Here is a 26,137-nt window from a genome sequence, read left to right as displayed (position 1 = left end):
GGTTAAATGACCATCGGCTAAAACACGCACCGGGTTTAAAGTTTAACTGAAAGGTTGATGATAAAAGTGACGGATGAAGATCGCGCTCAAAAGGTATTTGACGCCTTGGACGCAATGGATCTCAAGTATGAAGTGTTTTCCCACCCGCCGGTGGCTACGGTGGAGGAAGCTAAGGATCACTGGGATCACATTCGTGGATCAAAGGCGAAAAATCTGTTTGTCAGGGATCAAAAGGGCAAAAAGCACTATCTGATAGTCCTGGAGCAGGACAAGCCTTTGAATATGAAATGGTTTTCTGAACATTTTGGTCTGGATAAGCTCAGCTTCGCCTCTCCGGAGCGCATGGAGAAGTATCTGGGACTGCAGCCGGGTTCAGTATCGCCCTTTGGCCTCATCAATGATGCCAATAAAGTGGTCGTGGTCTATATTGATGAGGAGATCATGAATGAAGGTTATGTGAATTTTCATCCCAACGTCAATACCATGACCCTCAATATGGCATGCGAGGATTTTAAAAATTTTCTTAAGGCGACCGGCAACAAAGTTCATTTTGTGACAATTCATATGAGTGTGTGATCTAATTACGCGACAATGTTGACAGAATGAGATTGGGATATGCGGCCGCAGAAACGGGGTGGACAGATGAGCATGAATATTCATATCACTTTTAGTGAGCCCGCCGCTGCCAGTTTGAGACAAGCGCTGCAGCCTAACAAGTGCGACAAGATCCTGAGTCTGACAGAGGATTTTTCAGTAGGACCTGTCACCGCACTGGATACGATACAGGGGTATATGGATCGCCGCGAGTGGATGAGCAGCTACTATGCCACGATTTACGAAGGTTTTGACGATCTGGACTATGAAGAGCAGATGGTCAAATTCCACGAAAAACTATATTTTATTCCTAATGAAACCTCGGTTATTCTTTGGCACGGCATGAATGTCAACGACCAGGTTGCGCTTCGCTATGTGGCGTCCATACTCTCCAGGGAAAACGTCTCCTTATATGAAGTCGATGTCTCGGCTATTGAGACTCGGGATGCACGCCGGGGAAAATACATCCCAAGCGCTCTGTCCCAGCTGGATCCGCTCTGGCTCACCCTGCTTTTGGATCAGAGGACAGCCATGACAGATCAGAGACTCGTTGATCTGATGCTGGATTGGGACCGCCTAGTCGAAACCCGGAGTGTGCTGAGGTTTCTCAGCGAAGGTGAGATCATTGAGGCGGATGAGGACTATTTTGACCACTGGATCTCCTGCGCCATTGACCATAAAACCGTCAAGCTGACGGACGTCCTGAGGCGCGTTCTTGAAAAGTCGGAGTATCCGGTGACGGAGAGTTATGCTTTGTATAGGATTTTCCATCTGCAGCAGACGAAGCCAATCCGCATTCAAGGCAATACGAGTTGTCTGGATCTGAGCGGCATCAAGCTGAAACTGACCGGCACAAACCTGAAGCGTTAGGGGCGTTGATTTATGATTCAAACCTTATTGATCAAAAAACAGCAGATGACAGCAAGTCGATGGTCGGGTGGAACTACCACCCAAATCGATATTTTTCCCGAGGGCTCAACTTATGGGTCCCGCGATTTTCTTTTCAGGGTCAGCAGCGCCACCATTGAAGAAAGTCCCTCACAGTTTACAGCGCTGCCTGACTATCAGCGCTGGATCACCATGCTGAGCGGACCGGTCGTGCTGGAACATGGTCAGGAGACAGGCCCGGAGGAACTTGAAAGACTTGAACTCCAGCCACTTGAAATACACAGCTTTGACGGGGGGATGCCAACCAAATCCGTTGGTGAGGCCCGCGACTTCAATTTGATGCTGCGCAAGGGTTTGGTTGGGAATATGTTGGCATTGTCAATAGGTCCGCAAGCAGATCCGAAATTGATCGAGAAGTGGCTGTCTGACCGCCGCCCTGAAAACCTGGGGCATCTTGCGGTCTATTGGCCTGAAGGCACATCCGTCGCTGACAAAGCCCAAGCTGGTGAAGAGGCAGCGCTGCAAGTTGGTTTTGATTCCCGCAATGTCCTTTTAAACCAGGGGGATTACCTCAGGCTCAGCGGCCCGGTAAAAGCGCTGAAAGAAGTCCGGTTATCGCTGGATGAAGACATCACCCTGCTGCTTCTTTATATGGAAACTTAAAAAAGACCGCACCTCGAAAGTGTGACTGCAGAATGTGCGATCTGCAGTCCGCTTCCGGGGGCGGTCTTTCGTTGTTTATTTGCAGCAGTGTCTTTAGAGCAATCTGTGTCTACAGCATGACCTTGTCGACATTAGGTGACCAAGTGGCGTCAAAGTCAAAATTCACTTCTGGGTCAACGCACTCCAAATGACCAATGATTTCTTTTCTTTGGTTGCGCAGCAATGGTTTACGGTGATAGGAGAGCGCCTCCAGTTCAGATTCCGAAAGTTCGCCCATGCGCGACAGCAAATCAATAACAACGGGATCAATAGCTCTGTAGGAACCGTCTTCAATTTTTAGGACTAAAGCAACGCCTTTTGTCATGAGGCTGACACAATAGACGGATTCAGCGCCGAGTTTGGCGAGAATGCGGCCTTGGGTGGCTTCCATGAGATTTGTATCCAGACGCTTGGTGCCTGCGACAAAGAATGGTGCGGTTGTCATGGCGTGTGCGACAGTTTTCGCGGCACTCAACCCGGCACCTTCGAAGAAGGCCTCCGGCAGGCTGAGGCGGGCATAAGCCAGTGCCATGTTGTACAGCGGCAGTTCAAAAACAGGGACGCCGCAGCCGTCAATGGCTATGCCTATGTCCTTTTCCTCCATTGAGACGGCATGGGCTATGGATTTCAGCATTTCCTTCTGTACAGGGTGATCCCTCATGATGTAGTTTTCCAGCGGCCAGCCATTCAAGAGGCAAAGCGCCAGCATGCCGCTGTGTTTGCCGGAACATGGGTTTTGCAGCTGAGTGAAGGATTCCCCGCGGCCAATTGTTTCAAAAGCCGCTTCGAGAAGCATAGGTTGGGCAGTACCGCAGTCAAGAGCGGATTCGTCCAGCCCCATTTTGTGCAGCAACCCCAGCGCGGTTTCGACGTGGCGCGGTTCACCGTTGTGGCTGGCGCATAGCAGAGATATTTCTTCAGTGGTCATGGAAAATTTTTCTGCAGCTCCCGCCTCAAGGGTTGGCAGGGCTTGAAAAGGTTTAGCCGATGATCTCCAGAACGTCCGCTTCATTGGATCGCCCTTATGGGCCAGTATACGGCCCGAAACATCCACCAGGACCCAGTCGCCGCGGTGAATGGACTCGACGCGTCCACCGCGGATCACGTTGACTAATGGTTCAGACATGATTTTTCCTCCCCGTTTAATGAATCAGCGATTCAACACTGTTTGCCAGTCGAGCTGACTGGATAGGAGCTTCGCGATTTTTTCAAAACCGAGCGCATCCTCTTCGTCAAAACGATTAATGAGCGGGCTGTCGAGATCTATGACGGCAACCGTACTGCTGTTCAATATGATTGGAACGACCAGCTCTGAGTTGGAAGCGCTGTCACAGGCAATGTGACCATCAAATGCATGCACGTCAGGCACCAGTTGTGTTGTCTGCTGCAGTGCCGCAGTGCCGCAGACGCCTTTGCCCATTTCAATCCGGACACAGGCAGGCTTACCCTGAAATGGCCCGAGGATCAATTCCTGGTTTTTCATAAGATAAAACCCAGCCCAGTTGATATTTTTGAGAAGGGCGTTGAAAAGTGCAGAAGCGTTTCCCAGAGCTGAGCACCAGTCCGGCGCTTCATCCAGATAGGCCTTAAGCCGCACGGCCATAAAGTCGTACATTTGTTTCTTTGTTTGAAATTCAATGCTTTCAAGCGGTTTCAATGGGATCCCTCCATAGCCTAAGTCTGATTTCAGTATAGCATTTTTGTTTGGAATGTTCATTTTGAGAATAGTTATATATGATTTTGAATGTACAATTTGGGGCATATACTAAACCAATCTAATTCAGAATATTATGTCATTAAGTGAGGCGCTTTCCGAATTACAAAACAGACTCAAAGGAGTGGAGAGACCATGAATAAAAATGAAATTACCTTTGATCCGGTCCAACTAGAAAAAAAGAAGCAGACTTTGGATCCCCATGTCTTTCAAATCACCCAGAAAAACGGAACGGAAAGCCCTTTCAACAACGCGTTTTGGAATTTTTTCGAAGAGGGGATCTATGTAGATATAGTGTCAGGCGAGGCACTGTTCAGTTCTTTGGACAAATTTGACTCCAGCTGCGGATGGCCTAGTTTTACAAAACCCTTGGAAGCGGAAAATGTCATTGAAAAAACAGACCGTTCGCATTTCATGATAAGGACTGAAGTAAGGAGCAAACATGCAGATTCTCATCTTGGCCACGTCTTCAATGATGGGCCGCCGCCGCTGGGTACCAGATACTGCATCAATTCCGCGTCACTCAGGTTCATAGCCTCTGATCAGTTGCTACAGGAAGGGTATGGCCAGTACAAATCCCTATTTGATAAAAAATAAACAGATAGTAGGAGGTCGTTATGAACGAAGCACAGACTCAAAATGAGGTAGGTTTTGGCATTGCGCTTAGAGCGGCAATTTTTCATCAGGGTAAAATTCTCCTTCTGTTGAGAAGCCGCCCGAGTAAGGGGGAATATGGCTTCTGGGAGCTCCCTGGTGGTCGGATGAACTTAGGTGAGTGTTATGAGGACGCGGTCAAGAGGGAAGTCTTTGAAGAAACCGGACTTAAGATCAGTGTTCTCAGGCCTTTGAATGTGTTTGACGCAAGGCGGGATATTGATACACAGGTAGTTGGGATCACCTTTTTATGTGTCTTGGAGAGTGAGGACATGAAAGTGCTGTTAAGTGATGAGCATCTTGATTCAGAATGGGTTAGTTTTGACTGCATTGGTACAAAAAAAGTAATTCCGGGTCTTCATAAAGAAGCTGCGCTGTGGAAGATTGGGGATTAGGGCTTGCGAATGTTATAATTGGCTTGTTGGAGCTGATATAGTGTGATTTCTTTAACTAAGATCAATAATTTTGTCGAAATTATTAAATTATTGTAACGGTGCAAATTGTATAACAAGGTGAACAAATGAAAGAATATATTGTAAAAGCGAAATAATTGTTTTGGGACTAAAATATTATTGGTTACAAATTGGTTAAACTAAAAAAAGGAACAAATAATAAAAAAACACCTTGGTCAACCAAATTATTAGAATGATTAAAAAATTATGAATTAATTACAAGATGAAGACTTTTTAAATTTAAAAAACTTCAAAAAAACGCATAAAAACTTAAAAAACATGAGGAAATCCTCCGTGAATTTTCAGATAGATGAATCCTTTGAATTGACACAGTTTCACGGCTTTGATAACATGATAACAGGTTTAGTGAATTGCGGGATGAACTAAACCAGACAAACTGTCAAACTGAAGGAGGAATTTATTTGGATTTAATGGCTTTAGTCAATGCGGCGAATGGTATAATCTGGTCCAACGCACTCGTTTATCTTTGCCTCGGCGCAGGTGTCTATTTTTCAGTTCTCATGAGATTTCCTCAAGTTCGACACGTAAAACGTATGGTCAAGCTGCTTATTGGCAATGAAGCGTCCGAAACAGGCGTTTCTTCCTTCCAGAGCTTCGCAATGGCACTCGGCGGCCGCGTAGGCACTGGTAACATCGCTGGTGTTGCAACTGCAATCGCAATGGGCGGTCCTGGCGCAGTATTCTGGATGTGGGCAATCGCATTCCTCGGCGCCGGCTCAGCTTTTATCGAAGCGGCATTAGCACAAGTTTGGAAAGAAGAAGTCAACGGCGAATATCGCGGCGGCCCTGCATACTATTTTGAAAAAGGTCTCAATGCTAAATGGTATGGTATGGTCTTTGCTGTAGCTGTCGTTGTTTCTTGCGGCCTTTTCCTCCCAGGCGTTCAATCCAACAGTATCGCAACAGCTCTGACCAAGGCGTTTGCAATTCCGCCAGCTGTAACAGGTGCTGGTCTCGTTGCGGTTCTTGCGCTTATCATCTTCGGTGGCGTCAAGCGGATTGGTAAAACTGCTGAATTGATCGTTCCTTTTATGGCGATCGGCTACATCATTATCGCTCTTATTATTATCGTTGTTAATATTGGCCAGCTTCCTGGCGTTATTGCTCTTATCTTCCGCTCAGCTTTCGGTATGGATGCTGCGTTCGGATCTATTCTCGGTACTGCAATCATGTGGGGCGTCAAGCGCGGCGTTTACTCCAACGAAGCCGGTCAGGGCACTGGTCCTATGGCTGCTGCGGCGTCTGAAGTTGATCACCCTGCGGAGCAAGGCCTCGTTCAGGCATTCTCTGTCTATGTCGACACACTCTTCGTTTGTTCCGCGACTGCATTTATGATTCTGATCACTGGCATGTACAACACGGTCAGACCGGATGGAACATTTATTGTTGAGAACATTCCGGGCGTACAATATGGTCCTGCGTACACGCAAATGGCAGTTGATACTCTGATTCCAGGATTCGGGTCCGGTTTCGTAGCCATTGCATTGTTCTTCTTCGTTTTCACAACTTTGATGGCTTACTATTACTACTCAGAATCTGCAATTGCCTATTTGTTCAGAGGCTCCAAAATGAATCAGAAGACCGTTTTCCACGGCGCTATGATCATTTTCCTCTTCATGACATTCTATGGCACGATCCGTACTGCAGACCTTGCATGGGGTCTTGGTGACATCGCGGTCGGTATGATGGCATGGCTCAATATCATCGGCATTATCATCCTGACCAAGCCTGGACTTCTCGTTCTCAAGGACTACGAAGATCAGCTCAAAGCTGGTATTGTAAAGCCTACCTTTGATCCAAAGAAACTTGGTATCAAAAATGCAGAAGTTTGGGATGCCATCAATAAGAGAAAAGCACTTAAAAGAGCGAAGTAAATACTCTGACAGTAGTAAACCGTATCATCCCGCAAAAGGGGTCCGACATTGGACCCCTTTTTCTTATGGGTACGTCCGGTATGGGCACTTGCTCGATAAATATGTTTTAGTTTTGAATTTGCTGGACACTCCAGCATAGTTTATAATAGAAGAAAGGTTTCAAAAAATTTCGGGAGGTTTTAGCAATGGCGCAAAATCCTTTTTTGGCACGGATGGAAAAAATGACAGATGATCAACTCCGCGAGGTGATCTGGATCCAATATGCAGATTATACGGAGGAGGCCTTGGAAGCCGCTAAAGCCGTTGCAGCTGACAGAGGTATTTTCTCGGAATCGGAAACTGAAGAAGCAGAGACAGATTTAACGACGGCGTATCAAGTGCCGGAGACTTTTCAAGCTTGCGTAAAAGCAATTGATTTCAGGGCTGTGGAGAAAAAGCTTTATGGCACTTTTAAAGAGCCGGACAAGGGAGTAGACCAGCTTCGACTAGTCTATCAGCACTTAATGACCCTGGAACCTGAGGCGGTCGAGCCGCCGGTATACCTGTTCCTGGCGCAGTTGACCAGCGAATATGTCGGCCGCTATCCATTTGATGTCTTTGGCATTGAAGAAGGCACTGACGAGCCTTTTGGACTCGAAATCATGCCGTGGAAGGAATGGCTGGGATTAAAGGTTTACGAAAAAACCAGAAGCTTCGTAGAGCGCCTTGGTTTAGATGAGTTTGTGGCACTCTGCTTAAGAAAAATGACAGTCCTTGGCTATACAGAAGAAGAGATTGAGGCAAAGGTCGCTGAAATGAGTGATTATGATTTCAATTTAGATGAAGATGAAGATGAGTAATTTTGGCGCTGTTTTGTAATCTAAGATCAAGGTCTGCTTAAGATTCTCATGGTAAACTTTGGTCATAAGGAGGCTTTACTATGTTGAAATTTAAAAAATACCTTGATCTAAAAACGGTCTCTGTCCTAGCAGTGGCAGTGCTTTCGGCAGCTGCGCTGACGGCGTGCGGAACAAACACTGAGGCGCCGCCCGTGGATCAGACGCCGCCTGGTGAGGTTGAGACGCCATCCAATGAAATACCTGCCGGGTCAAGTGAGGCAGAGCAGCAGCAAATTCTTGACGCCTTTAAGCAATCTATTGCCGAGAACCCAGGCATAGAAGGGATGAATGAGCTTGCTGTAATCCTGAAGGACCAGATTGAGTCGCTTTCACCGGAATTCACAGAGCGGCTTCTCAGTTTGTTTGAGACGGCCCAGATTAAGGCCCTGGAACAAGATGAGCGCTATGGCGGAGTGAGTGATGGGCTCGCGGCAAAGCTTTATGAGAATAAAATTTTTGCCAAAGCCGACTTGACCAAACTTATGGATGATCCTCAAAGCATTGGTGACGCAGCATTAACAGAAGAGATCCAGGGGTACAAGAATGCCTTTTACACCATAGAAACCCAAGAAGGGATGTATTATCTGGTTGTCGACTACAACAAATATTTGGCGTATCAGACACAAGTCAGTGAATGGTATTCTGAGTATCTTAAAGTCATGGCGAGAGAGTTATCCGCTAAAACTTTCAGCGACGCAGCCATGGTGATCCCACTTGATGAAATGTGGGAAAGAGTTACTGCGGCGGAATCACTGTTCTTCCGCGTTCAAAAAGAAACATTATCCCTTGAGCTCGAAGATGCTCATCAAAGATTGCAGCAGTATTTTATCATGATGATGAACGCATTGGTTTACGGCGGTAATAATACACCCGTCTACGCCTATGATACAAATGCTATGAGTGAAGAACGCATCACATTTTATGAATCCCATGCCTTTGATTCGGAAAGTCCAATTTATAATGCTTTTGAGGCCTTCAAGCAAGTCGCCCGTGAAGAAGGCTACAAGCAGTCTGAACGCGTCAATGCCGCACGGACAGCCATTTTTGATGCCATGGAAGAGGCATATCTGCAATAAGGACATCAAATTGCTTTTACAGCAACAGTTCCATCATCTTGTCAATTTTGAGTTAGGAGACCACCGGCATGAATCAAACGACAGCTATTCAGCGAAAAACGGCGCAGTTGCCTGCTGCCGAGATCAAAGGCATTACCGAGCAGCAATACGAGGACTTGCTGTGGATGATGGTGGAAGAAGCTTTATCCTGCTCCGCCCATGACATTGATCATGTCAGGCGCGTTTACAAGCTGGCGCTGCAGATCGCCGGAAATTATCCGGAGGTCAATTATGAGGTGCTGATTCCAGCGGTGCTCTTGCATGACATTGGCAGACGAGAGGAGGATCTGGACCTGACCGGCAGGACAGACCATGCAATTGTGGGCGCTGCGAAGGCCAGGGCGATCCTTGAGCACATGGAAATTCGCGAAGACGTTATCTGTGAGATTCAAAAAGCCATAGTGACGCACCGTTACAGAAGCGGACAAGGTCCGGCATCTCTGGAGGCGGCAATCCTTTATGATGCGGACAAACTGGATGCCATAGGGGCAGTTGGCATTGCGAGGACGTTTATGATGGCTGGACAGGAAGGTGCAAGACTGTACAGGAAAGTCGACCTGGATACTTACACCGCTGAAAATTTGACCGAGAACGGCAGGATCCAGAATCAGGAAGATCACGCACCCAACGTTGAATATATGGTCAAACTCAAATACATCCCTGACCGACTTATTACAGAGGCGGGAAGGGCTTTGGCACGTGAGCGGGCAAGTCTCATGAAAGACTTTTTCGATGCCCTGGACCGGGAGATGGGCGAATAGGAGGGTATGTACCTTGCATTCAGAGATCTCAGAAATTGCCCCAATGCTGCAGGACGTCGTACAGGCAATACACAGCGTGCTGGGGGTCGAAGCCACTATTGTCGACCGTCAGAGGCTGCGCGTCGCTGGTACCGGTCAATATGGCATGGAAGTGGGCAAAAAAATTGCTGCAGGATCCGTTTTTGAAAAAGCGGTCCAAAATGGCATACCCTACATTGTGGAGTCCCCTGGCACTGATGCGGCTTGTTTGTCATGTTCAGACCGGGAACGCTGCAGAGAAAGCGCGGAAGTCTGCTCGCCCATTTTGGTCGAGGGTGCTGTAGTTGGCGTCATAGGACTGATCGCGTTTGATTCAGAGGAAAAGCTGAAACTGCTGAATAACCGCGGCGCATTGCTCGATTTTCTAGAAAAGATGGGCAATCTGATCGCTTCAAAAGTCGCTGAAAACCGTAGGAATAAAGAACTGGAAGTGTTGATAGACGCCATTGAAACGCCTATATTGTCCATGACCTCTGAAGGGGCTTTAGTTGGCGCGAATGATGCTGCGCGCAGATGGATAGATGGGCTGACGGAAGGTGCTGGTATCAATGAGGTTTTGGGCGGTGGTGTATTGGATGCCATTCAAAGCGGCAGAACACAGCTCGAAGCAGGACTAAAGCGCAGATTCTCCATACAAGTTCATCCGGTGACGCATGCGGACAAAACAGTCAGGTACGTGCTGCAGTTAAGTCCTTTGAAAGACGTGATCCGTCGGTTCAATAAAATGTTCGCTGAGCAGCAGCCAACAAAGTTTGAAGACATATTCGGTAAAGATCAAAACCTAAATGAAGCTATTGATTTGGCAAGACGTGTTTCAAAGAGCAAATCTACGGTTTTGATATTAGGGGAAAGCGGGACAGGCAAAGAGCTGTTCGCCCGTTCCATTCACAGTGAAAGCGACAGGAAGGACCGTGGATTTATTCCGGTAAACTGCGCGGCCATACCGGAGGCACTGCTGGAAAGCGAGCTCTTTGGGTATGAGGAAGGCGCTTTTACAGGTGCGGTCACCGGCGGGCGCATTGGGCGCTTCGAGCAAGCCCACCGTGGTACACTTTTTCTGGATGAAATTGGTGACTTGCCGCTCCACCTGCAGGCAAAGTTATTGCGAGTCCTGCAGGACCAGCAGATTTACAAGGTTGGCGGTCGTGGTGCGATTCCTGTGGATGTCAGGCTGATCGCCGCCACCAATAAACCCCTTGAGGAAATGGTCAGGGATGGGGAATTTAGGGAAGACCTGTATTATCGCATCAACGTGATTCCCATCCATATTTCGCCGCTGAGAGATCGGATGGGGGATTTGGAAAGCCTTTCAAGTATTTTTCTGAAAAAGCACAGCCAGCGGATTGGCAAAAAAGTTGAGGGGATTGAGCTCGAAGCTTTGAAGGTAATGATGAGTTACGCCTGGCCGGGAAATGTCAGAGAACTTGAAAATGCCATTGAATATGCCGTGCATGTTTCTACAAGAAAACTTCTGTGTTCGGGAGATCTGCCAAAGCGTCTCAGGGCGGGTGCGCTCGATAGGGCTTTTGAGGCGCCAGGATTGCCCGACAATGCAGATCGGGGATTCGATGAAGATGAGCCTGGCATAGCTGAGACGGCTGGCATACGTTCGCTGAACGCGCTGGAGGCGGCCGAAATTCGCAGAGCTATTCAGGCGTATGGCAAGTCCAAAGCTGGGATTGAAGCTATGACAGCGCGTTTGGGGATCAGCAGGGCAACGCTTTACAGAAAGTTTAAGGATTATAATTTGTAATGGAAAAATAATCTCAAAATGAGAATTAAACTAGATATTTTAATCTCAAAATGAGAATAATTTTGCTGAAATATTTAAAACCGTTGGAAACAGCGGTTTTTTTATTGGCATGACTTTTGCAGTATACCATTGTCAAGCAGCATTATAAATTGGGAAGCGCCGTCATTGACGAGGGGGATGCAAAATGAACAGAACGTTAACAGAAAATAAGATGACTTACATAGCACCAGTCAATCAAGAAACAAACCATTGGATTATTGAACTGCTTCGCGAGGAAGTTAAGCCTGCTGCGGGCTGTACAGAGCCAGTGGCAGTGGCGCTGGCGGCAGCTAAGGTTTCAGAGGTTCTAAATAATTCCATGAGTGAGCTTGTCATAGGCGTGAGCCCTAATATATATAAGAACGGCTTTGCTGTCATGCTGCCAGGTGTAATGGAAGCTGGACTGGATCTTGCTGCGGCGCTAGGTTCTGCCCGTGCCAGCGCGGTGAGGGGCTTGGACGTGCTGAACCATCTGTCTGAGGAAGAAATACGAATAGCGAGACAAAGGTTGGCAGAGGGAAAAATTCGAATTGAGTTGATTGATACTGAGGAAAAAGTGATGATCCAGGCAGAACAGTGGTCAGAAGACAGAGCTCACCATGCCAGAGTAATCATTAGCGGCAGGCACGACCGGATTGTCGAGGTGTTCAGGGATGGAGTTTGTCTTGAAAAAATGGAAGAAAAGAATTCAGTGACTGAGAAATCAAATGCAGGGTTCAATAGATTTTATTCTATGAAACTTAAGGACCTGGTAACAGTGATTGATGAAATCGATCCTGAACCCTTGGCATTTCTTCTTGATGGCATTGCAATGAATCAAACTATGGCAGAGGTCGGCATGGCGTCGCCGGTGGGACTCGGCACAGCGTTTGCTCTGAAGCAAAGGTATTCTAAAAACGGTCAGATGAAGGACCTGGCAAGACTGGCAATGACAATGACTGCAGGCGCTTCTGATGCCAGAATGGCAGGTGTGGATTTGCCGGTCATGAGCTCAAACGGCAGTGGAAATAATGGCATCACAGCCATAATGCCGCTGGTCGCCTATTTTGAGTTAAAAGGGACAGATCGGGCAGATCAGATCAGGGCTTTGGCGCTCAGCCATCTGATAAACAGTTATATAAAAGCGGAGATAGGCAGGCTGTCAGCGCTGTGCAGCTGCGGCATCGCGGCAGCTACCGGCGCGTCTGCGGCTATCGCGTGGCTTGACACCCGGGATCCTGAGATTGTGGAGAGTACTATGACAAACATGATGGCAAACCTCAGTGGGATGGTGTGTGACGGCGCTAAACTGGGCTGCGCTCTAAAACTGGCAACGGCGGCTTCAACAGCCGTTGAGACGGCTGCACTGGCAGTAGACGGCATACGGGTTCCGGCCGGAAATGGTTTGGTGGGCCGGACTATAGAAGAGACGATTTCAAATTTAGGGCGATTGAGCCGTCAGGGCATGCAGTTGGCTGATGCGGTGGTGCTGGACATTCAGGAAACGTTTGCCCGAGGATAGGGATTGTTCTAAAATAAAAGCATTGACAGACCCTCATTGTATTGATAATCTATTAACAATCAATCCTGTCAGAGTTCATTTGGTTCAGGTCTGCGCTCTTGAGGCGCTTCCTTTTTCATGTGTTCCCGACGAGATTACAATAAAATCGACATCACCTGACGGTAAAGTTATCAGACTGCTGAACCGAAAGGGAGCGAAGGCACAGCCGCTGTAGTGGCGCGCTGCGAGTTTGTCTGCACCTGTGTTTTTGGTGTGCAGCCATCACGGGAAAAAAACCATCCTCTCTTTCAAATTGAAAGGGAGGTTTTTTTATGGCAAAAGTGGCGGTCATCAGCGCCATTTTGGAGCATCCGGAGCTGTGTCAGCATCGTTTCAACGACGTGGTCGCGTCATTCAAGGGGATTATTAAAGGTCGAATGGGGATTCCCATGGATGAGCACGGGATTTCGGTCATTTCCATCACTTTGATAGGGGAGCCGGATGAGATCAATGCCCTGACGGGTAAGCTCGGCAATATTGAGCATGTTTTCGTAAAGACTTCGATTTCAAAAAAGGAAGTGTAAGCTTGAGTCACGTTAAGGATGTAACGAAAAAAAATGTTGCGCCTCAAGGGAACATTCAAACCACATTGCAGGCTGACGCGGCGTTTGGGGATGGGGAACCATCGGCTGAAGCGCAGTTGTTTATGGCTTTGGTGGATCAGCTGGCACTGGAAAGTGACCTCAGTGACAGCGCGCTGTGTCAGCTTCTGGACTACCTGGATCACCCGGATCAAGACCAAGACGGCAGGGTCAGACACCACCTGATTCAAAAGGCCCATCAAAAACGTATGGAGATCTATGGCAACCGGGTTTTTCTCAGGGGATTGATCGAGATCTCAAATTATTGTAAGAGAAACTGTGTTTATTGCGGGATCAGAGCCGGTAATCCCGGTGCTGAGCGGTACAGGCTGACGCTGGAGCAGGTACTGGAATCCTGTCGCATTGGCTATGAGCTCGGTTACAGAACCTTTGTCATGCAGGGCGGCGAGGATCATGCGCATACGGATGCGTTCCTGACGGGACTCATCCATGAGATCAGAACGGCTTATCCGGACTGCGCCATTACTCTCTCCCTGGGCGAACGGAGCCGGGAGAGCTATCAGGCCCTCTACAATGCCGGTGCGGACCGCTATCTGCTAAGACATGAAACTGCGGATGACGGCTTTTACGCCGGTTTTCATCCCGGTATGGCCCTCAGCGTCCGAAAGGCATGTCTTGAAGACCTGAAAGCTATTGGCTACCAGGTCGGCGCAGGTTTTATGGTTGGACTTCCCGGTCAGAGTAACCAGCACCTCGTCAAGGATTTGAGGTTTTTGAAGACACTGGATCCCCATATGATAGGCATTGGGCCGTTCATCCCACACCACGAGACGCCGCTGGCGGACCAGCCTTCAGGCTCGGTGGAAAAGACGGTGGTTCTCCTTGCCATTCTGCGTCTGATGATTCCAAAGGTACTCCTGCCTGCGACAACAGCCCTGGGCAGCCTGAATCCCGTAGGCCGGGAGCTTGGGATTCGCGCTGGTGCGAATGTGGTCATGCCAAACTTGTCCCCACTTGAAGTCAGAGAAAAATACGACCTGTACGACGGCAAGATTTGTACGGGCGATGAGGCGGCGGAGTGCCGCCAGTGCATACAAAAACGAATTGAAAACGCCGGTTTTACGGTCGACATGGCCCGCGGCGATCACCCAGACTGGAGGAATTAAAATGTTTATCGATCACGCCGCTATTGAAACTGCTTTGAAACTCGCCGCAGGTGCCAATGACGCGGCTATAGACGCCGTCCTGGCTAAGGCAGAGCTTGGAAGTCCGCTGGATCAGCTGGACATTGCGACGCTGCTGGAAATTAAGTCGGAGCAACATATGGGACGCCTCATGGGCATTGCCGGGGCCATCAAGGACCGCATTTACGGCAACCGCATTGTCGTCTTCGCGCCGCTCTACATTAGCGATTACTGCGTCAACAACTGCACTTACTGCGGCTATAAGCACAGCAACGACTTTCCGCGCCGACGACTGAGCCGTGAAGAGATCCAGGAAGAGGTCATGCTCCTCGAGAAGATGGGGCATAAGCGCCTTGCCCTGGAAGTGGGAGAGGACCCGGTCAACTGCCCAATTGATTATGTGGTGGACGCTATTGACGCGATCTATACGACGAAAAATGACAACGGCACCATCCGCCGCATCAACGTCAACATAGCCGCCACAACGGTTGAGAATTACAAAAAGCTGAAAGAAGCCAGCATTGGCACCTACATTCTGTTTCAGGAGACCTACCACAAGCCGACCTATGACCTGATGCACCCTAAGTCTGTCAAGGGAAATTACCTCTATCACCTCACCGCCTTTGACCGCGCCATGGAGGCGGGGCTGGACGACGTGGGCGCGGGGGTTCTCTTTGGCCTTGCGGATTATAAGTTTGAAGTGCTGGCTCTCATGATGCACAATGCGCATCTGGAGGAGAAATTTGGCGTGGGCTTCCACACCATTTCCGTGCCGCGCATCAAGAAAGCGGAAGGCATGACTCTGGATCAGTTCAGCAATCAGATCGACGACCAGACCTTCAAGAAGATTGTCGCGATTCTCCGCGTCGCTGTACCTTTTACCGGGATTATCATGTCCACTCGCGAAAGTGCACAGATGCGCCGCGATATGATCCGCGCCGGCGTTTCCCAGATTTCAGCGGGCTCCTGCACCGGCGTTGGCGGTTACAAGGAGAGCGATCGTAAAAGCGGCACAATCAATCAGTTCGAGGCTTCGGATCAGCGCACCCCGCTGGAAGTGCTCAAAGAACTGGTGGCCGATGGTCTCATTCCATCCTACTGCACCGCCTGCTACCGCTCCGGCCGTACCGGGGACCGATTCATGCAGCTTGCCAAAGCCGGTCAGATCCACAACGTCTGCACCCCGAATGCTTTGATGACCCTTCAGGAATTCGTTCTGGATTATGGTGACGTGGCCCTTAAGGTTGAGAGCGAGCAGTTGATAGAGAAGGAATTGGCTGCCATTGAACGCCCGGATATCAAAAACTTACTGGCGGGCAACCTCGAGCGGATTCGCGGCGGCGAACGCGACCTGTACCTCTAGAAGGGGAAATGAAGACTATGCATGCTACTAAACCTCACACATTGAAAACACCAGATCCTATGCCGAAAGCAGGATCGAGGGCGACTGAGAACACCCTGTCCTCGACACCCAGCGCCAACCGGAAGCATATTGCTTTCTTTGGCAACCGGAACGCGGGCAAGTCGTCTTTGATGAACGCGATTCTCGGGCAGGAGTTATCCATAGTGTCAGAAGTTCGGGGCACGACGACGGATCCCGTGAGCAAAGCCATGGAGCTGCTTCCCTATGGACCGGTTGTCTTCATTGACACTGCTGGTCTTGATGATGACGACGATGTCCTGGGTTCTCTTCGGGTGGCTAAGAGTCTTAAGATTTTGGAAAGGACGGATTTTGCTGTACATGTCATCGATGCCATGGAAGCTTCGAATAATCCTGAGTGGCTGACTCACGAGGTGGCGCGGCTTCAGTCTCATTTTGAGAAATTTTCAATTCCCAAGCTTCTGGTGTTCAACAAGGTAGATTTAGTGATGGCTGAGGCCGATGGTCATCTGAAGCTAAAGCAATTAAAAGAGGCATGGCCTGGTGCGGTCTGGGTGAGCGCTCAGACCCCGGGGGACATTCACCATCTCAAAGCCCGTCTGATTGAAGCGCTGCGCGGAGAAGCCGAGGATGAGACGCTGGTGGGGGATCTGGTGCCGGCGGGGGGCACCATTGTTTTGGTGGTCCCCATTGACTCGGAAGCACCTAAAGGCCGGTTGATCCTGCCACAGGTTCAGGTGATTCGGGATGCGCTGGATCACGGGCTGAAAGTGCATGTGGTCAGGGATACGGAGCTGGTTGAAGCGCTTTCTGAGCTGAAGTCCGTGGATTTGGTCATTACGGATTCCCAGGCGTTTGCGGCGGTTTCCGACATGGTGCCTGAAACCATCCCTTTGACATCCTTTTCCATGGTCTTTGCGAGGAATAAAGGGGATCTTCGAGTCTTTGTCTCGGGGATTCAAGCGGTGAAAGCCCTTGAAGCCAGGGCACTCAGCCGTCAGAAAGAGTCTGTGACGGGAAGTGAGCCCATAGCAAGAATCCTGATCACGGAAAGCTGTACTCATAATCACTCCCACGAGGATATTGGACGGGTCAAAATCCCGGCGATGCTGAACAAAAAACTTGGCGGCCGGGTGGCTATAGAATTTAAAGCCGGCCATGACTTGCCAAAGGATCTCAGTGTTTACGACCTGGTGGTGCACTGCGGCTCCTGCATGATGAACCGGAAGAGTATGCTGACCAGGATTCGACTGTGTGAGGAAGCGGGCACGCCTATTACAAACTACGGTGTGCTGTTGGCGTATGCAACAGGTATATTGAATCGCTGCCTGAGTCCATACGCGCTAGGCTAAAGACGTGCATAAACAAAGAAGACACCATGCATAAGAGAGCTTGCTCTCTGGTGCATGGTGTCTTCTTTGTTTATATAGGGCGCAGCCCGCGACCGAAGCGCAGCAATACACTGAGCGCAGCGAGGGGGATTGCGGAGCGAGGTGCACGTCTGTGCATGTGAGATGAAAATTGGGATCCCATGCATAAGAGAGCTTGCTCTCTGGTGCATGGTGTCTTCTTTGTTGTTTTCCGCCAACAATTATCAAAAAAGTCTGCATCTGCTTGTTTAAATGGGTTAAGATTATCGTATGAATAACATAGGCCTAAAAAGCGTCAGCATCAGATATGACAGATTGCATCCTTGGGAGGAATTGTTATGGCTGGATTAAATTTAAATTTGAATTATTCGGGGATCCAGGATTCGCAGCTCAATAATATGAAGGAAATGGTTCGCGCAGCTCAGCAACTGCTTGAAAATGGCGCAGGTGCAGGATCAGATTTTACGGGCTGGGTCCACTTGCCTCAAACTTTTGACATGGCTTTGATGGATCAGGTGGAAGCCTGTGCGGCCAGATTAAAAGAGAAATGTGATGTGCTGGTGGTCGTTGGCATAGGCGGCTCTTATCTGGGAACACGCGCAGTGTCTGAAGCACTGAAAGACCCAATGGAACCCCTCAGACGCTTTTGCAGCCGGGAAAATCCTACGATTATATATGCGGGGCACCATCTTGAAGAGCGATATATGGAACAGCTGCTTGGTGCCATTGATGAGCTGGAAGTCTGTGTCAATGTCATATCCAAATCCGGGACTACCACAGAGCCGGCAATTGCCTTCAGAATGCTGAAAAGTTATATGGAAAAACGTTATGGCGTGGATGGCGCCAAAGAAAGAATCGTCGCAACCACGGATAAAGCCAGAGGCGCGCTTAGAACCCTGGCAGATGAGAAGGGGTATGAAACCTTTGTCATTGAAGATGACATTGGCGGGCGCTATTCCGTTCTGACACCGGTTGGCCTGTTGCCGCTTGCCGTTTCAGGCGTGGATATAAGGGCATTGATGGAAGGCGCTAAGGCAGCGTATGAGGAGTATTTGAATCCTGAGCTTGAGACAAACAATTGCTTCAAGTATGCAGCTGCGAGAACAATTCTCCAGGATCAGGGCAAGGTTGTCGAAATTCTGGCAAACTACAATCCAGCGCTGCAATATATTTCTGAATGGTGGAAGCAGCTCTATGGTGAAAGTGAAGGCAAGGATGGGCGAGGAATTTTTCCTGCCTCTGTACAATTCAGTTCAGATCTGCATTCCATGGGCCAATACATACAGGATGGCAGACGCATGATTTTTGAAACCGTCCTTCTTGAGACCGATCAAAACGGCAGTCTCAAAGTCAATGAAGATGGGCAAAATCTTGACGGACTAAATTTCTTGGCCGGAAAATCTCTTAAGGAGATCAATTTTAAGGCTTTTGAGGGGACGCTTCTGGCTCATGTCGCAGGAGGTACGCCAAATTTGGTCATTGAGCTTGAGAAAATTGATGCCTATCATATTGGGCAGCTTCTTTACTTCTTTATGAAAGCCTGCGGCATCAGCGGGTATTTATTGGGCGTCAATCCTTTTGATCAGCCAGGTGTTGAGGCATACAAGAAAAATATGTTCGCCCTCCTGGGCAAACCGGGCTACGAGGCTCACAGACAAACGCTCGAGGCGGCATTGAAACGTCTTTAGGAGGAGGCCTGTGCCATGAAAGCAAAGGCGGCAATTGGAATCGATATAGGCGGTACTACCATTGATGCAGTTGTGGTGGGGCGCAGCAAAAGAGTCCTTTGGCATGAACGGGTTCAAACTGAAGCTGAACAGGGCTACAATGCAGTAAAAGACAAATTGCTTGAGCTAATTCGACGAGCGCAGGAAGCTGCGGACATCAATGGGATTGGAATAGGAATCCCTGGGCCGGTGGATCCAACCAGTGGCAAGGTATCCGAAGTTGTCAACCTGGGATGGGCTGCTGTTGACTTGTCAAAAGATCTTAAAAAGGCCGCGGGTTTTGATGTCCTCTTTATGAATGACGCCTCGGCAGCGACTTATGGAGAGCATGTGTCTGGGGCGCTTAAAGGCATTGATAGGGGGGTTCTCATTACCCTGGGGACAGGTGTCGGCGGCGGTGTCATTCTGGGCGGGAAGCTCTACGAGGGGCAACATGGCCTCGCTATGGAAATAGGTCACATGACCATTTCGGACACCGGGATGTATCGCTGTGCCTGTGGCAGAAATGGATGTTTTGAGACCCTAACATCCGCGACAGCATTGGTGGCGGACGCCCACAACAGGCTGACAGCACAGGGAAGTTCCGGATGGCTGGCCGCCAGAGTGCCATTTGACGCCAAGATCATCATGGATGGCGCAGAGTCCGGCGATCCCTTCTGCGAAAACGTAGTCCACGACTGGCTTCAGAGACTGGCGGTTGGCGTTCACAATATCAGGATGCTTTACGATCCTGAAGTTATAGTGTTTGGTGGTGGGCTTTCAGGTGCCGGCGATTATTGGCTGCCGCGGCTGGAAGTTATGGCGCTTCATCAGGCCAATTTTAAGGCGATTTCACAGCCAAAGCTTAAGAAGGCGCAGCTAGGCAATTTGGCTGGAGCTTGCGGCGCAGGCTTCAAGGCTTACAACACTTTTACAAAGAACGAGGAAGTTAAAAATAAATTCTAATTAAGTGGGAGGATATAACAATGCATCAATGGGATGGAGCGTATAAGCGGGTCTGGGAGCTGTTTGAGGCCATGAATCAGATTCCGAGGTGCTCAGGTGACGAGAAACGCATCAGCGACTGGCTGATGGTCTTTGGAGAGAAGAATGGACTTGAAGCTATTCAAGAGCCTTGTGGGAATATTATTCTCAAAAAGCCGGCATCAAAAGGCTATGAAGGTTCACCGGCTGTCATTCTTCAAGGTCACATGGACATGGTTTGTGTTAGGGCAGAAGACAGTCAGCATGATTTTTCAAAGGATCCTGTCCAACTTAAAGTCGACGGAGACTTTTTAACCGCGGCTGAAACTTCCCTTGGTGCAGATAATGGCATTGCTGTTGCTATGGCACTGGCCATACTGGAGGATCAGAACCTGGAGCATCCAACCCTTGAGGTGCTGATTACGGTCGCCGAAGAAACGGGCATGGACGGCGCTGTCAGGCTGAATCCAGCTCATTTATCCGGTCAGGCTCTGATCAATCTGGATTCGGAAGAGGAAGGCGTCATTCTGGCTTCCTGTGCAGGCGGCGTTCGTGCAAGTGTTCATTTGCCAATTGAGTGGGAGGTTCCTGTTCAGGACGGCCAGGGAGCGCGGTTGACCATTACTGGCCTTAAAGGTGGGCATTCCGGCGTAGAGATAGACAAAGGACGTGCGAATGCAATTGTCCTCCTTGGAAGGGTCATGAGAGATCTTCTTGGGATGGGTGTTCAAATCAGCCAGATTCAAGGCGGTGAGAAAATGAATGCCATTGCCAATAAGGCAACCGCCCGTCTTAGTTTCAAACGTGATTGGCTCGAAGAAGTTCAAAAAACCGTTCTGGCTTGGGAATCCAGGTTTCGAAATGAGTTTGAATTGGCGGATCCTGAACTTAAATTGGTATTGTCACTTGAAGATACTTCTGATCCAATTCAGAATGTTTTTTCTCTTGAAACGGCCGAAAATGCTGCAGCTTTGCTGAGGCTGCTTCCAAATGGCGTTCAGACCATGAGCGCAGGAATTCCGGGATTGGTTGAAAGCTCCAACAACATTGGAGTTCTGACTACAGGCGCAGAATATATTGAGATCGACAGTGCGATTCGAAGCTCTGTAAGGTCACTGAAAGCGGAGATTATTGATCGAATGCTGATTGTCTGTACCCTGACTGAGGCAGAGCTCAGACTTCAGTCTGATTATCCGGAGTGGGCTTATGCGCCTAAGTCTCAAATGCGAGATACCATGATGGCAGTTTACCGAGAGCTTTACGGAAAGGAAATGACGGTATCCGCCATTCATGCAGGTCTCGAATGCGGTATTTTGAAAGAAAAGCTCGGACCAATCGACTTTGTTTCCATAGGCGCGAACCTGTCGGACGTTCACACGCCTAAGGAACGCTTGGACATGGCTTCGACCGAGCGCGTCTATGAATTTGTGGTTGAAGTCCTTAAGAAGTATGGTCGTGAACATTAGGAGAGGTTTATAATCAATGGGGCACCTTGCAAATTTCAGTCATGTGGTTATAAGTACAGCTTTCGAACTGAGAGGCTAAGTTAAACTAAAAACGTGAAAAGCGCTCCTTTGGATTTGTTTGACCACCCAAAGGAGCGCTTTAACTTTTAATGGATCTGAGGAGTTGATTTTTAGAGGCGACACCCAGATTTGAACTGGAACTTCCCTACAAAATCTCTTTATTAAAATGTCCTCTTGTGTCTGTTTCCTGATTAAAGACAGCTTTATTCACTCTGCCATTTAATTTGCTTAAGGCCATATTGATAGTTTTTGCAACCTGCTCATTTGATTCAATTGTGAAGCTTAGTCTGAATGCCTCGATCCCTTTTATGCTTTGCAGCTCATCTAACAGATTAAGGGTCTTCCCATTAAGGATTGTCGTTGAACAATCATCATGAGATAGAATAGGGAACGTTCCGTGCTCATCTTTAATCTCGTAGTTCTTTGTTCTGCAAATACCGCATTGATTCATTTTTTTAAGGGGACAATATTTCGTAAACATCAAAGGCGCTCGACCGTATACAATCATTTCTAGCGCAGGATAGCCTTCGTTTTCTTCATAATAGGCATTAATTAAATCTTCAATTTGTCTCTTGTTCATTTCATAAGATAACGTGACTCGTTTTGCGCCTAATCTATATAATTCATAGCAACTGGCAGAATTCACAACATTTAAAGAATAATCCGCAACAAAAGGATTAGTTTTTCTGTAGTGATGTATTCCGCCATATCCTCCGATTAGCAGCGGACCGTCTTTTTCTTTGTAATTGTTTTGGTTTCTTCTGACAACGTTTTCGAAATAGATTTCCTCAATGCCACAGCTCACACAAGCATCATACTGCTCTTTAGTTGTTACAGAGGCTGTAAGGTATGGTGTTTTGGGGGGAAAGCTTATTTTTTCTTTTGCTTTCAAAGCCTTGGTTCTTTTCTTTTGGCTGTTGAGCTTTAAGTCATATAAGCCTTGTACAATATCTCTTCTTGCTGCATTTAATAATTTAGCCGGAATAAATGCATTGCACTCCTCAAAATCTACATGGTTAAGTTCGAATATAGTATCGTTTAATCTTGAAAATTGCTTTATGACCTGCTCTTTTGTTGTTGGATTATTAATTGCTTCACCCAGGATTTCCTCGCTCTCAAATAGATAATTAAAGCCTAGGCCCTCCGCATCTATGATCAGCTTTGAATCTGGATAGGCATACACCCTAAGATCCAGGTTAAAACGCCTGAATTCTTTATCCAGTGATGATTCCAACTCGTTGTAATAGAGATTATCCTTAGTTATATAGACTAAATCACCCTTGGATATCTTTTCTTTGATTTTGATATAGCAGACATCATCAGCTTTGTTGATTAAATTGCCCTCTTTATCGTAAAGTTTAACAACAGTTAAAATGACATCTTCATTGTTATGACTTATCCTGATAATATCGTTTTGATTTAAAGGTCGCGTCAGTGTTATTTCATACATGTCCTTAACAATCTTGCTGATTCTGCCAATTTCATAACCAACGTTATTAGGTCTTAAAATGTTTGTAATATCTTTCATATCTTCGTGAAACAAATATCCTTTAGTAAATGTTCTATTGAATGTTTTGCTCAAATTTTCTTTATCTTCTTCAGTAATTTTATGATCTAAGGCCATGCGATATTTTGATACTACGTTAGCAACGTAAGCAGGTTCTTTCATTCGACCTTCAATTTTTAAAGAATCAAGTTCTTTTAAATCATTGATATAATCGATTGTGTTTAAGTCCTTAGTAGATAGAATATAGCTTATCCCTAAAGCGGTATCGGTTGTCTTATCAATTAGTTCATAAGCCTTACGACATGAACCAACACATCTTCCGCGATTTCCGCTTCGATAGCCGATCAATCCGGACATTAGACAGTTTCCGGAATAAGAGACACATAAAGCACCGTGAACAAAAATTTCTATAGGTATTTTAGCTAGCCGTTTGATCTCTTTAACTTTTTCAATCTCAACCTCACGGGACAGAACAACCCTCTTGGCACCAAGTTCTTTAAATAATAAAGTTCCATCTAAATCGTCTATGCCCATTTGAGTTGAACAATGGGATTCCATATCAAGAAAGTTTTTAACTATATAATCTAAAGCAGCCAGGTCCTGGACGATAATGCCATCAACACCAATTTCATTTAATTCGTTCATCTGTGCTTTCATCTCTACAACTTCGTTCTCGAAAACGATGGTATTCATTGTAACATAGATTTTAACATTCCTCAGGTGCGCATACTGAACAGCCTCTTTTAACGATTCCAGATCAAAGTTAGATGAGTATGCGCGTGCTCCAAATTTTTGCATTCCTAAATATATTGCATCACAACCATTAGAAATTGCAGCTTTTAAAGCTTCCATACTTCCTGCCGGAGCTAATAATTCAGTCATTTTTCCTCCATACTATTCGCTAATTTGCGCTAAGTGCTTCTAACTGGCTGCAAAGTTTTTCAACATTGGTCAGCTCATTTTTTTTAAAGGCTAACGTAATTTTGGTTTCTAGTTCTTGCTTTTTCTTGTCAATTTCCAAATACTTATGATCGAAATATTTATCATATACCATTTTACGGAAAGAACGTGTACGCATACGTCGAATCGTATTGTCATCTACTAGCAACACGTAATCTGCACAATTAGCGACAAGATAAAAATCATGGCTTACCATGAGTACAGCCCCTTTGTATTCGAAAATGGCCTTTTCCATAGCCATTTGTGCGTAAATATCTAAATGGCTGGTCGGTTCATCAAGAATAAGAAGTTCTGCCTTCGTATTTGCAATCATTGCAATTTGGAGCAAATTCTTTTCTCCGCCGGATAGCTGACTTACCTTCTGCTTTAAGGTATCACCTTCCAAACAATAGTTCCCCAGATACTCACGAATCCTGTCACTTGATTTAAAACCTAAGTTTTCCATAACCTCGTATACCGTTTTTGTTTCATCAAAATTCTCGCCCTGAAGCTGAGATAAACATGCATAACTCGTATTTTCATTGATATGGATGGAAGGATGGTTGTTTTTTAAAATATCGCGCATTAAAATAGTTTTTCCTGTACCATTTGCACCAACGATAGCTATTTTTTCGCCGGCTCGCAATTCAAAATTGATATTTTCCAATAAACTTTCATCAAATGATACATTATAATTTGTAATGCTTAAGACAGTATGCTTTGTTTCAACTTCTACCGCCTGCAATTCAATCTTTGGCTCTCGAAGTTCAATAAAAGGTGCCTTAATTTGTCTGGCACGAAGCCTGTCAAGCTGCGTTTGCTTTGCATTTACAGCACTTCCTATAACAGGATTGGCGAGTAATGAAGCTCTTGTGCGAAGTATATCAACCATTTTCTCAGTACGCTCAATTTCTTCCTGTTCTTCAATACTCTGAAGTTTGAGTTTCAATTTCTCCCTTAGCTGGGAACAACGGTATTCTGTATAATTTCCCTCATATTCCTGAAGATCACCGTTCTCCAAATGCAAAATTTTGTCAAAGCAATGATTCAATAAATATCTGTTATGAGTAATAACCAACAATGTGCCCTTATAACCATTAATCAACTGACAGAGTCTATTCAAGTTGGAAAAATCAAGAAACACATCCGGTTCATCCAAAACAAGAAGATTTTGAGCTAATAACATTTCTCTCATAATCTGAATTAATTTATACTCTCCACCACTTAGTTGTGATAATTTTGTTTCTTCTGATTCACGCATACCGGCTACGTACAGCTGTTTGCGGATATTGTTTTCATAATGATCTCCATCCATGGCCTCAAAGGCATCTAAAAGAGACTGATATCGCTCAATTAAAGGTTCCACATCCTCAGCCACTGCCATTTCTTCACATACAGCCACTGTCGCTTTCTGATTCTCCACGAATCTTTCACTTAGATATTCAAAAACTGTGCATTCCTGCGCCTTATCTCTCACGGCAAACTGGCTGGCATAACCAATACGGCAGCTTTCGTGTTTGATGATCCTGCCATCATACAAGTACTTATCAGGATGAATTATCATATCAACCAGAGTTGATTTTCCGGCGCCGTTGCTTCCAATAAAAGCGCAATGCTGGCCCATTTTCAGTGTAAACGAAACGTCTTTATATAAGTCTTTTGCAGGAAAAGCATAGGAAAGATTTTCTACTTGAATCATTTTTATTATCCTCTATTCTAAAAAAAATTTGTCTAAATTCAACACAGTAGAATTATAACAATTCACACTGCATAGCACAACACATGAAAAAGTCAGTGCGCTTGGCCAAAGGCCAAATGGCACTGACTTTTTCCTTTCTGCTTTTATAAGGCGCCTCGCTAAATTAAGTGGGTAACAGCGTTGCGCAAGTAACTCAATTTGAAAAGATGGTATAATCAGGCTATCCTCTATAATAGGTAAAGGATGGTGCTGATATGTTAAACCATGAGAAGCTA

The 26,137-nt window shown here is 46.9% G+C and carries 22 protein-coding genes and 1 pseudogene; 18 read left to right on the top strand and 5 right to left on the bottom strand.

Annotated features, from left to right (window positions below; translation table 11 throughout):
* Positions 1 to 66 precede the first annotated feature (66 nt).
* The 3 genes from OEL90_RS05065 to OEL90_RS05055 all read left to right on the top strand — a co-directional run bounded on the left by OEL90_RS05065 (position 67) and on the right by OEL90_RS05055 (position 2,145).
* Positions 67 to 576, top strand: a complete 510-nt coding sequence (locus OEL90_RS05065; RefSeq protein ID WP_300687382.1) for a prolyl-tRNA synthetase associated domain-containing protein — start codon at positions 67 to 69, stop codon at positions 574 to 576.
* A gap of 72 nt (positions 577 to 648) precedes the next feature.
* Positions 649 to 1,464, top strand: a complete 816-nt coding sequence (locus OEL90_RS05060; protein ID WP_291403638.1) for a DUF1835 domain-containing protein — start codon at positions 649 to 651, stop codon at positions 1,462 to 1,464.
* A 12-nt stretch (positions 1,465 to 1,476) separates the two neighbouring features.
* Positions 1,477 to 2,145 carry a HutD family protein gene (locus tag OEL90_RS05055; RefSeq protein WP_300687380.1) on the top strand — a complete coding sequence of 223 codons (669 nt, stop codon included), beginning with the start codon at positions 1,477 to 1,479 and terminating at the stop codon, positions 2,143 to 2,145.
* 109 nt (positions 2,146 to 2,254) lie between these two features.
* Here OEL90_RS05055 and OEL90_RS05050 read toward each other — a convergent pair whose 3' ends face one another.
* Positions 2,255 to 3,310 carry an asparaginase gene (locus OEL90_RS05050; protein ID WP_300687378.1) on the bottom strand — a complete coding sequence of 352 codons (1,056 nt, stop codon included), beginning with the start codon at positions 3,308 to 3,310 and terminating at the stop codon, positions 2,255 to 2,257.
* 24 nt (positions 3,311 to 3,334) lie between these two features.
* Positions 3,335 to 3,841, bottom strand: coding sequence for a GAF domain-containing protein (locus OEL90_RS05045; RefSeq protein ID WP_300687376.1), 507 nt, complete (start codon positions 3,839 to 3,841; stop codon positions 3,335 to 3,337).
* Positions 3,842 to 4,081: 240 nt separating this feature from the next.
* Between OEL90_RS05045 and msrB the strand changes: the two are divergent.
* The 15 genes and pseudogenes from msrB to OEL90_RS04970 all read left to right on the top strand — a co-directional run.
* Positions 4,082 to 4,495, top strand: a pseudogene (gene msrB / locus OEL90_RS05040) (peptide-methionine (R)-S-oxide reductase MsrB); the annotation flags it as partial.
* 20 nt (positions 4,496 to 4,515) lie between these two features.
* Entirely contained in the window at positions 4,516 to 4,947 is a 432-nt protein-coding gene (locus tag OEL90_RS05035; RefSeq protein ID WP_291403631.1) for an NUDIX hydrolase, read from the top strand.
* A 488-nt stretch (positions 4,948 to 5,435) separates the two neighbouring features.
* On the top strand, positions 5,436 to 6,899 hold the full coding sequence (locus tag OEL90_RS05030) for an alanine/glycine:cation symporter family protein (RefSeq protein WP_300687413.1): 1,464 nt from the start codon (positions 5,436 to 5,438) through the stop codon (positions 6,897 to 6,899).
* A gap of 185 nt (positions 6,900 to 7,084) precedes the next feature.
* The gene (locus OEL90_RS05025; protein WP_291403629.1) at positions 7,085 to 7,738 is read left to right on the top strand and encodes a DUF6557 family protein; all 654 of its coding nucleotides are present in this window, start codon (positions 7,085 to 7,087) and stop codon (positions 7,736 to 7,738) included.
* Positions 7,739 to 7,818: 80 nt separating this feature from the next.
* The gene (locus OEL90_RS05020) at positions 7,819 to 8,853 is read left to right on the top strand and encodes a hypothetical protein (protein WP_300687374.1); all 1,035 of its coding nucleotides are present in this window, start codon (positions 7,819 to 7,821) and stop codon (positions 8,851 to 8,853) included.
* Between the two features lie 68 nt (positions 8,854 to 8,921).
* Complete coding sequence (locus OEL90_RS05015; protein WP_291403625.1) at positions 8,922 to 9,653, top strand: HD domain-containing protein; 732 nt, start codon at positions 8,922 to 8,924, stop codon at positions 9,651 to 9,653.
* Positions 9,654 to 9,666: 13 nt separating this feature from the next.
* Entirely contained in the window at positions 9,667 to 11,445 is a 1,779-nt protein-coding gene (locus OEL90_RS05010; RefSeq protein ID WP_300687372.1) for a sigma-54 interaction domain-containing protein, read from the top strand.
* Between the two features lie 184 nt (positions 11,446 to 11,629).
* Complete coding sequence (locus tag OEL90_RS05005; RefSeq protein WP_300687371.1) at positions 11,630 to 12,985, top strand: serine dehydratase subunit alpha family protein; 1,356 nt, start codon at positions 11,630 to 11,632, stop codon at positions 12,983 to 12,985.
* A gap of 311 nt (positions 12,986 to 13,296) precedes the next feature.
* Positions 13,297 to 13,548 carry a TM1266 family iron-only hydrogenase system putative regulator gene (locus OEL90_RS05000; RefSeq protein ID WP_291403619.1) on the top strand — a complete coding sequence of 84 codons (252 nt, stop codon included), beginning with the start codon at positions 13,297 to 13,299 and terminating at the stop codon, positions 13,546 to 13,548.
* A gap of 122 nt (positions 13,549 to 13,670) precedes the next feature.
* Positions 13,671 to 14,732 (top strand): [FeFe] hydrogenase H-cluster radical SAM maturase HydE, encoded by a 1,062-nt coding sequence (gene hydE / locus OEL90_RS04995; protein ID WP_291403651.1) that lies wholly within the window; start codon positions 13,671 to 13,673, stop codon positions 14,730 to 14,732.
* Position 14,733: 1 nt separating this feature from the next.
* Positions 14,734 to 16,113, top strand: coding sequence for a [FeFe] hydrogenase H-cluster radical SAM maturase HydG (gene hydG, locus OEL90_RS04990; protein ID WP_300687369.1), 1,380 nt, complete (start codon positions 14,734 to 14,736; stop codon positions 16,111 to 16,113).
* A gap of 17 nt (positions 16,114 to 16,130) precedes the next feature.
* Complete coding sequence (hydF, locus tag OEL90_RS04985; RefSeq protein ID WP_330583757.1) at positions 16,131 to 17,483, top strand: [FeFe] hydrogenase H-cluster maturation GTPase HydF; 1,353 nt, start codon at positions 16,131 to 16,133, stop codon at positions 17,481 to 17,483.
* A 356-nt stretch (positions 17,484 to 17,839) separates the two neighbouring features.
* On the top strand, positions 17,840 to 19,189 hold the full coding sequence (locus OEL90_RS04980) for a glucose-6-phosphate isomerase (RefSeq protein ID WP_291403615.1): 1,350 nt from the start codon (positions 17,840 to 17,842) through the stop codon (positions 19,187 to 19,189).
* Positions 19,190 to 19,204: 15 nt separating this feature from the next.
* Positions 19,205 to 20,173: an ROK family protein gene (locus OEL90_RS04975; RefSeq protein ID WP_291403613.1), complete on the top strand. Its 969-nt coding sequence runs from the start codon at positions 19,205 to 19,207 to the stop codon at positions 20,171 to 20,173.
* A 20-nt stretch (positions 20,174 to 20,193) separates the two neighbouring features.
* Positions 20,194 to 21,657, top strand: coding sequence for an aminoacyl-histidine dipeptidase (locus tag OEL90_RS04970; RefSeq protein WP_291403611.1), 1,464 nt, complete (start codon positions 20,194 to 20,196; stop codon positions 21,655 to 21,657).
* A 205-nt stretch (positions 21,658 to 21,862) separates the two neighbouring features.
* Here OEL90_RS04970 and OEL90_RS04965 read toward each other — a convergent pair whose 3' ends face one another.
* The 3 genes from OEL90_RS04965 to OEL90_RS04955 form a co-directional block, all read right to left on the bottom strand.
* Positions 21,863 to 24,106 carry a U32 family peptidase gene (locus OEL90_RS04965; protein ID WP_300687364.1) on the bottom strand — a complete coding sequence of 748 codons (2,244 nt, stop codon included), beginning with the start codon at positions 24,104 to 24,106 and terminating at the stop codon, positions 21,863 to 21,865.
* Positions 24,107 to 24,125: 19 nt separating this feature from the next.
* Positions 24,126 to 25,862 carry an ABC-F family ATP-binding cassette domain-containing protein gene (locus OEL90_RS04960; RefSeq protein ID WP_291403039.1) on the bottom strand — a complete coding sequence of 579 codons (1,737 nt, stop codon included), beginning with the start codon at positions 25,860 to 25,862 and terminating at the stop codon, positions 24,126 to 24,128.
* Positions 25,863 to 25,874: 12 nt separating this feature from the next.
* A partial coding sequence (locus tag OEL90_RS04955; protein ID WP_300687362.1) for a hypothetical protein occupies positions 25,875 to 26,137 on the bottom strand: 263 nt, incomplete at its 5' end.

This window comes from Acidaminobacter sp. (assembly GCF_030247605.1).
In the GTDB taxonomy this organism is placed as follows: Bacteria; Bacillota; Clostridia; order Peptostreptococcales; family Acidaminobacteraceae; genus Acidaminobacter.
Note: the sequence above shows the minus strand (reverse complement) of the source record. Positions and strands in the feature narration are given on the sequence as shown.

What these genes read in the sequence shown, in the direction of transcription:
- OEL90_RS05060 (WP_291403638.1), top strand. Translation starts at nt 649, where the DNA reads ATGAATATTCATATCACTTTTAGTGAGCCCGCCGCTGCCAGTTTGAGA.
- OEL90_RS05035 (WP_291403631.1), top strand. Translation starts at nt 4,516, where the DNA reads ATGAACGAAGCACAGACTCAAAATGAGGTAGGTTTTGGCATTGCGCTT.
- OEL90_RS04960 (WP_291403039.1), bottom strand. Translation starts at nt 25,862, where the DNA reads ATGATTCAAGTAGAAAATCTTTCCTATGCTTTTCCTGCAAAAGACTTA.
- OEL90_RS04970 (WP_291403611.1), top strand. Translation starts at nt 20,194, where the DNA reads ATGCATCAATGGGATGGAGCGTATAAGCGGGTCTGGGAGCTGTTTGAG.
- OEL90_RS05000 (WP_291403619.1), top strand. Translation starts at nt 13,297, where the DNA reads ATGGCAAAAGTGGCGGTCATCAGCGCCATTTTGGAGCATCCGGAGCTG.
- hydG (WP_300687369.1), top strand. Translation starts at nt 14,734, where the DNA reads ATGTTTATCGATCACGCCGCTATTGAAACTGCTTTGAAACTCGCCGCA.
- OEL90_RS04965 (WP_300687364.1), bottom strand. Translation starts at nt 24,106, where the DNA reads ATGACTGAATTATTAGCTCCGGCAGGAAGTATGGAAGCTTTAAAAGCT.
- OEL90_RS05005 (WP_300687371.1), top strand. Translation starts at nt 11,630, where the DNA reads ATGAACAGAACGTTAACAGAAAATAAGATGACTTACATAGCACCAGTC.
- OEL90_RS05025 (WP_291403629.1), top strand. Translation starts at nt 7,085, where the DNA reads ATGGCGCAAAATCCTTTTTTGGCACGGATGGAAAAAATGACAGATGAT.
- OEL90_RS05015 (WP_291403625.1), top strand. Translation starts at nt 8,922, where the DNA reads ATGAATCAAACGACAGCTATTCAGCGAAAAACGGCGCAGTTGCCTGCT.
- OEL90_RS04975 (WP_291403613.1), top strand. Translation starts at nt 19,205, where the DNA reads ATGAAAGCAAAGGCGGCAATTGGAATCGATATAGGCGGTACTACCATT.
- hydF (WP_330583757.1), top strand. Translation starts at nt 16,131, where the DNA reads ATGCATGCTACTAAACCTCACACATTGAAAACACCAGATCCTATGCCG.
- OEL90_RS05055 (WP_300687380.1), top strand. Translation starts at nt 1,477, where the DNA reads ATGATTCAAACCTTATTGATCAAAAAACAGCAGATGACAGCAAGTCGA.
- OEL90_RS05030 (WP_300687413.1), top strand. Translation starts at nt 5,436, where the DNA reads ATGGCTTTAGTCAATGCGGCGAATGGTATAATCTGGTCCAACGCACTC.
- OEL90_RS04980 (WP_291403615.1), top strand. Translation starts at nt 17,840, where the DNA reads ATGGCTGGATTAAATTTAAATTTGAATTATTCGGGGATCCAGGATTCG.
- hydE (WP_291403651.1), top strand. Translation starts at nt 13,671, where the DNA reads ATGGCTTTGGTGGATCAGCTGGCACTGGAAAGTGACCTCAGTGACAGC.
- OEL90_RS05020 (WP_300687374.1), top strand. Translation starts at nt 7,819, where the DNA reads ATGTTGAAATTTAAAAAATACCTTGATCTAAAAACGGTCTCTGTCCTA.
- OEL90_RS05050 (WP_300687378.1), bottom strand. Translation starts at nt 3,310, where the DNA reads ATGTCTGAACCATTAGTCAACGTGATCCGCGGTGGACGCGTCGAGTCC.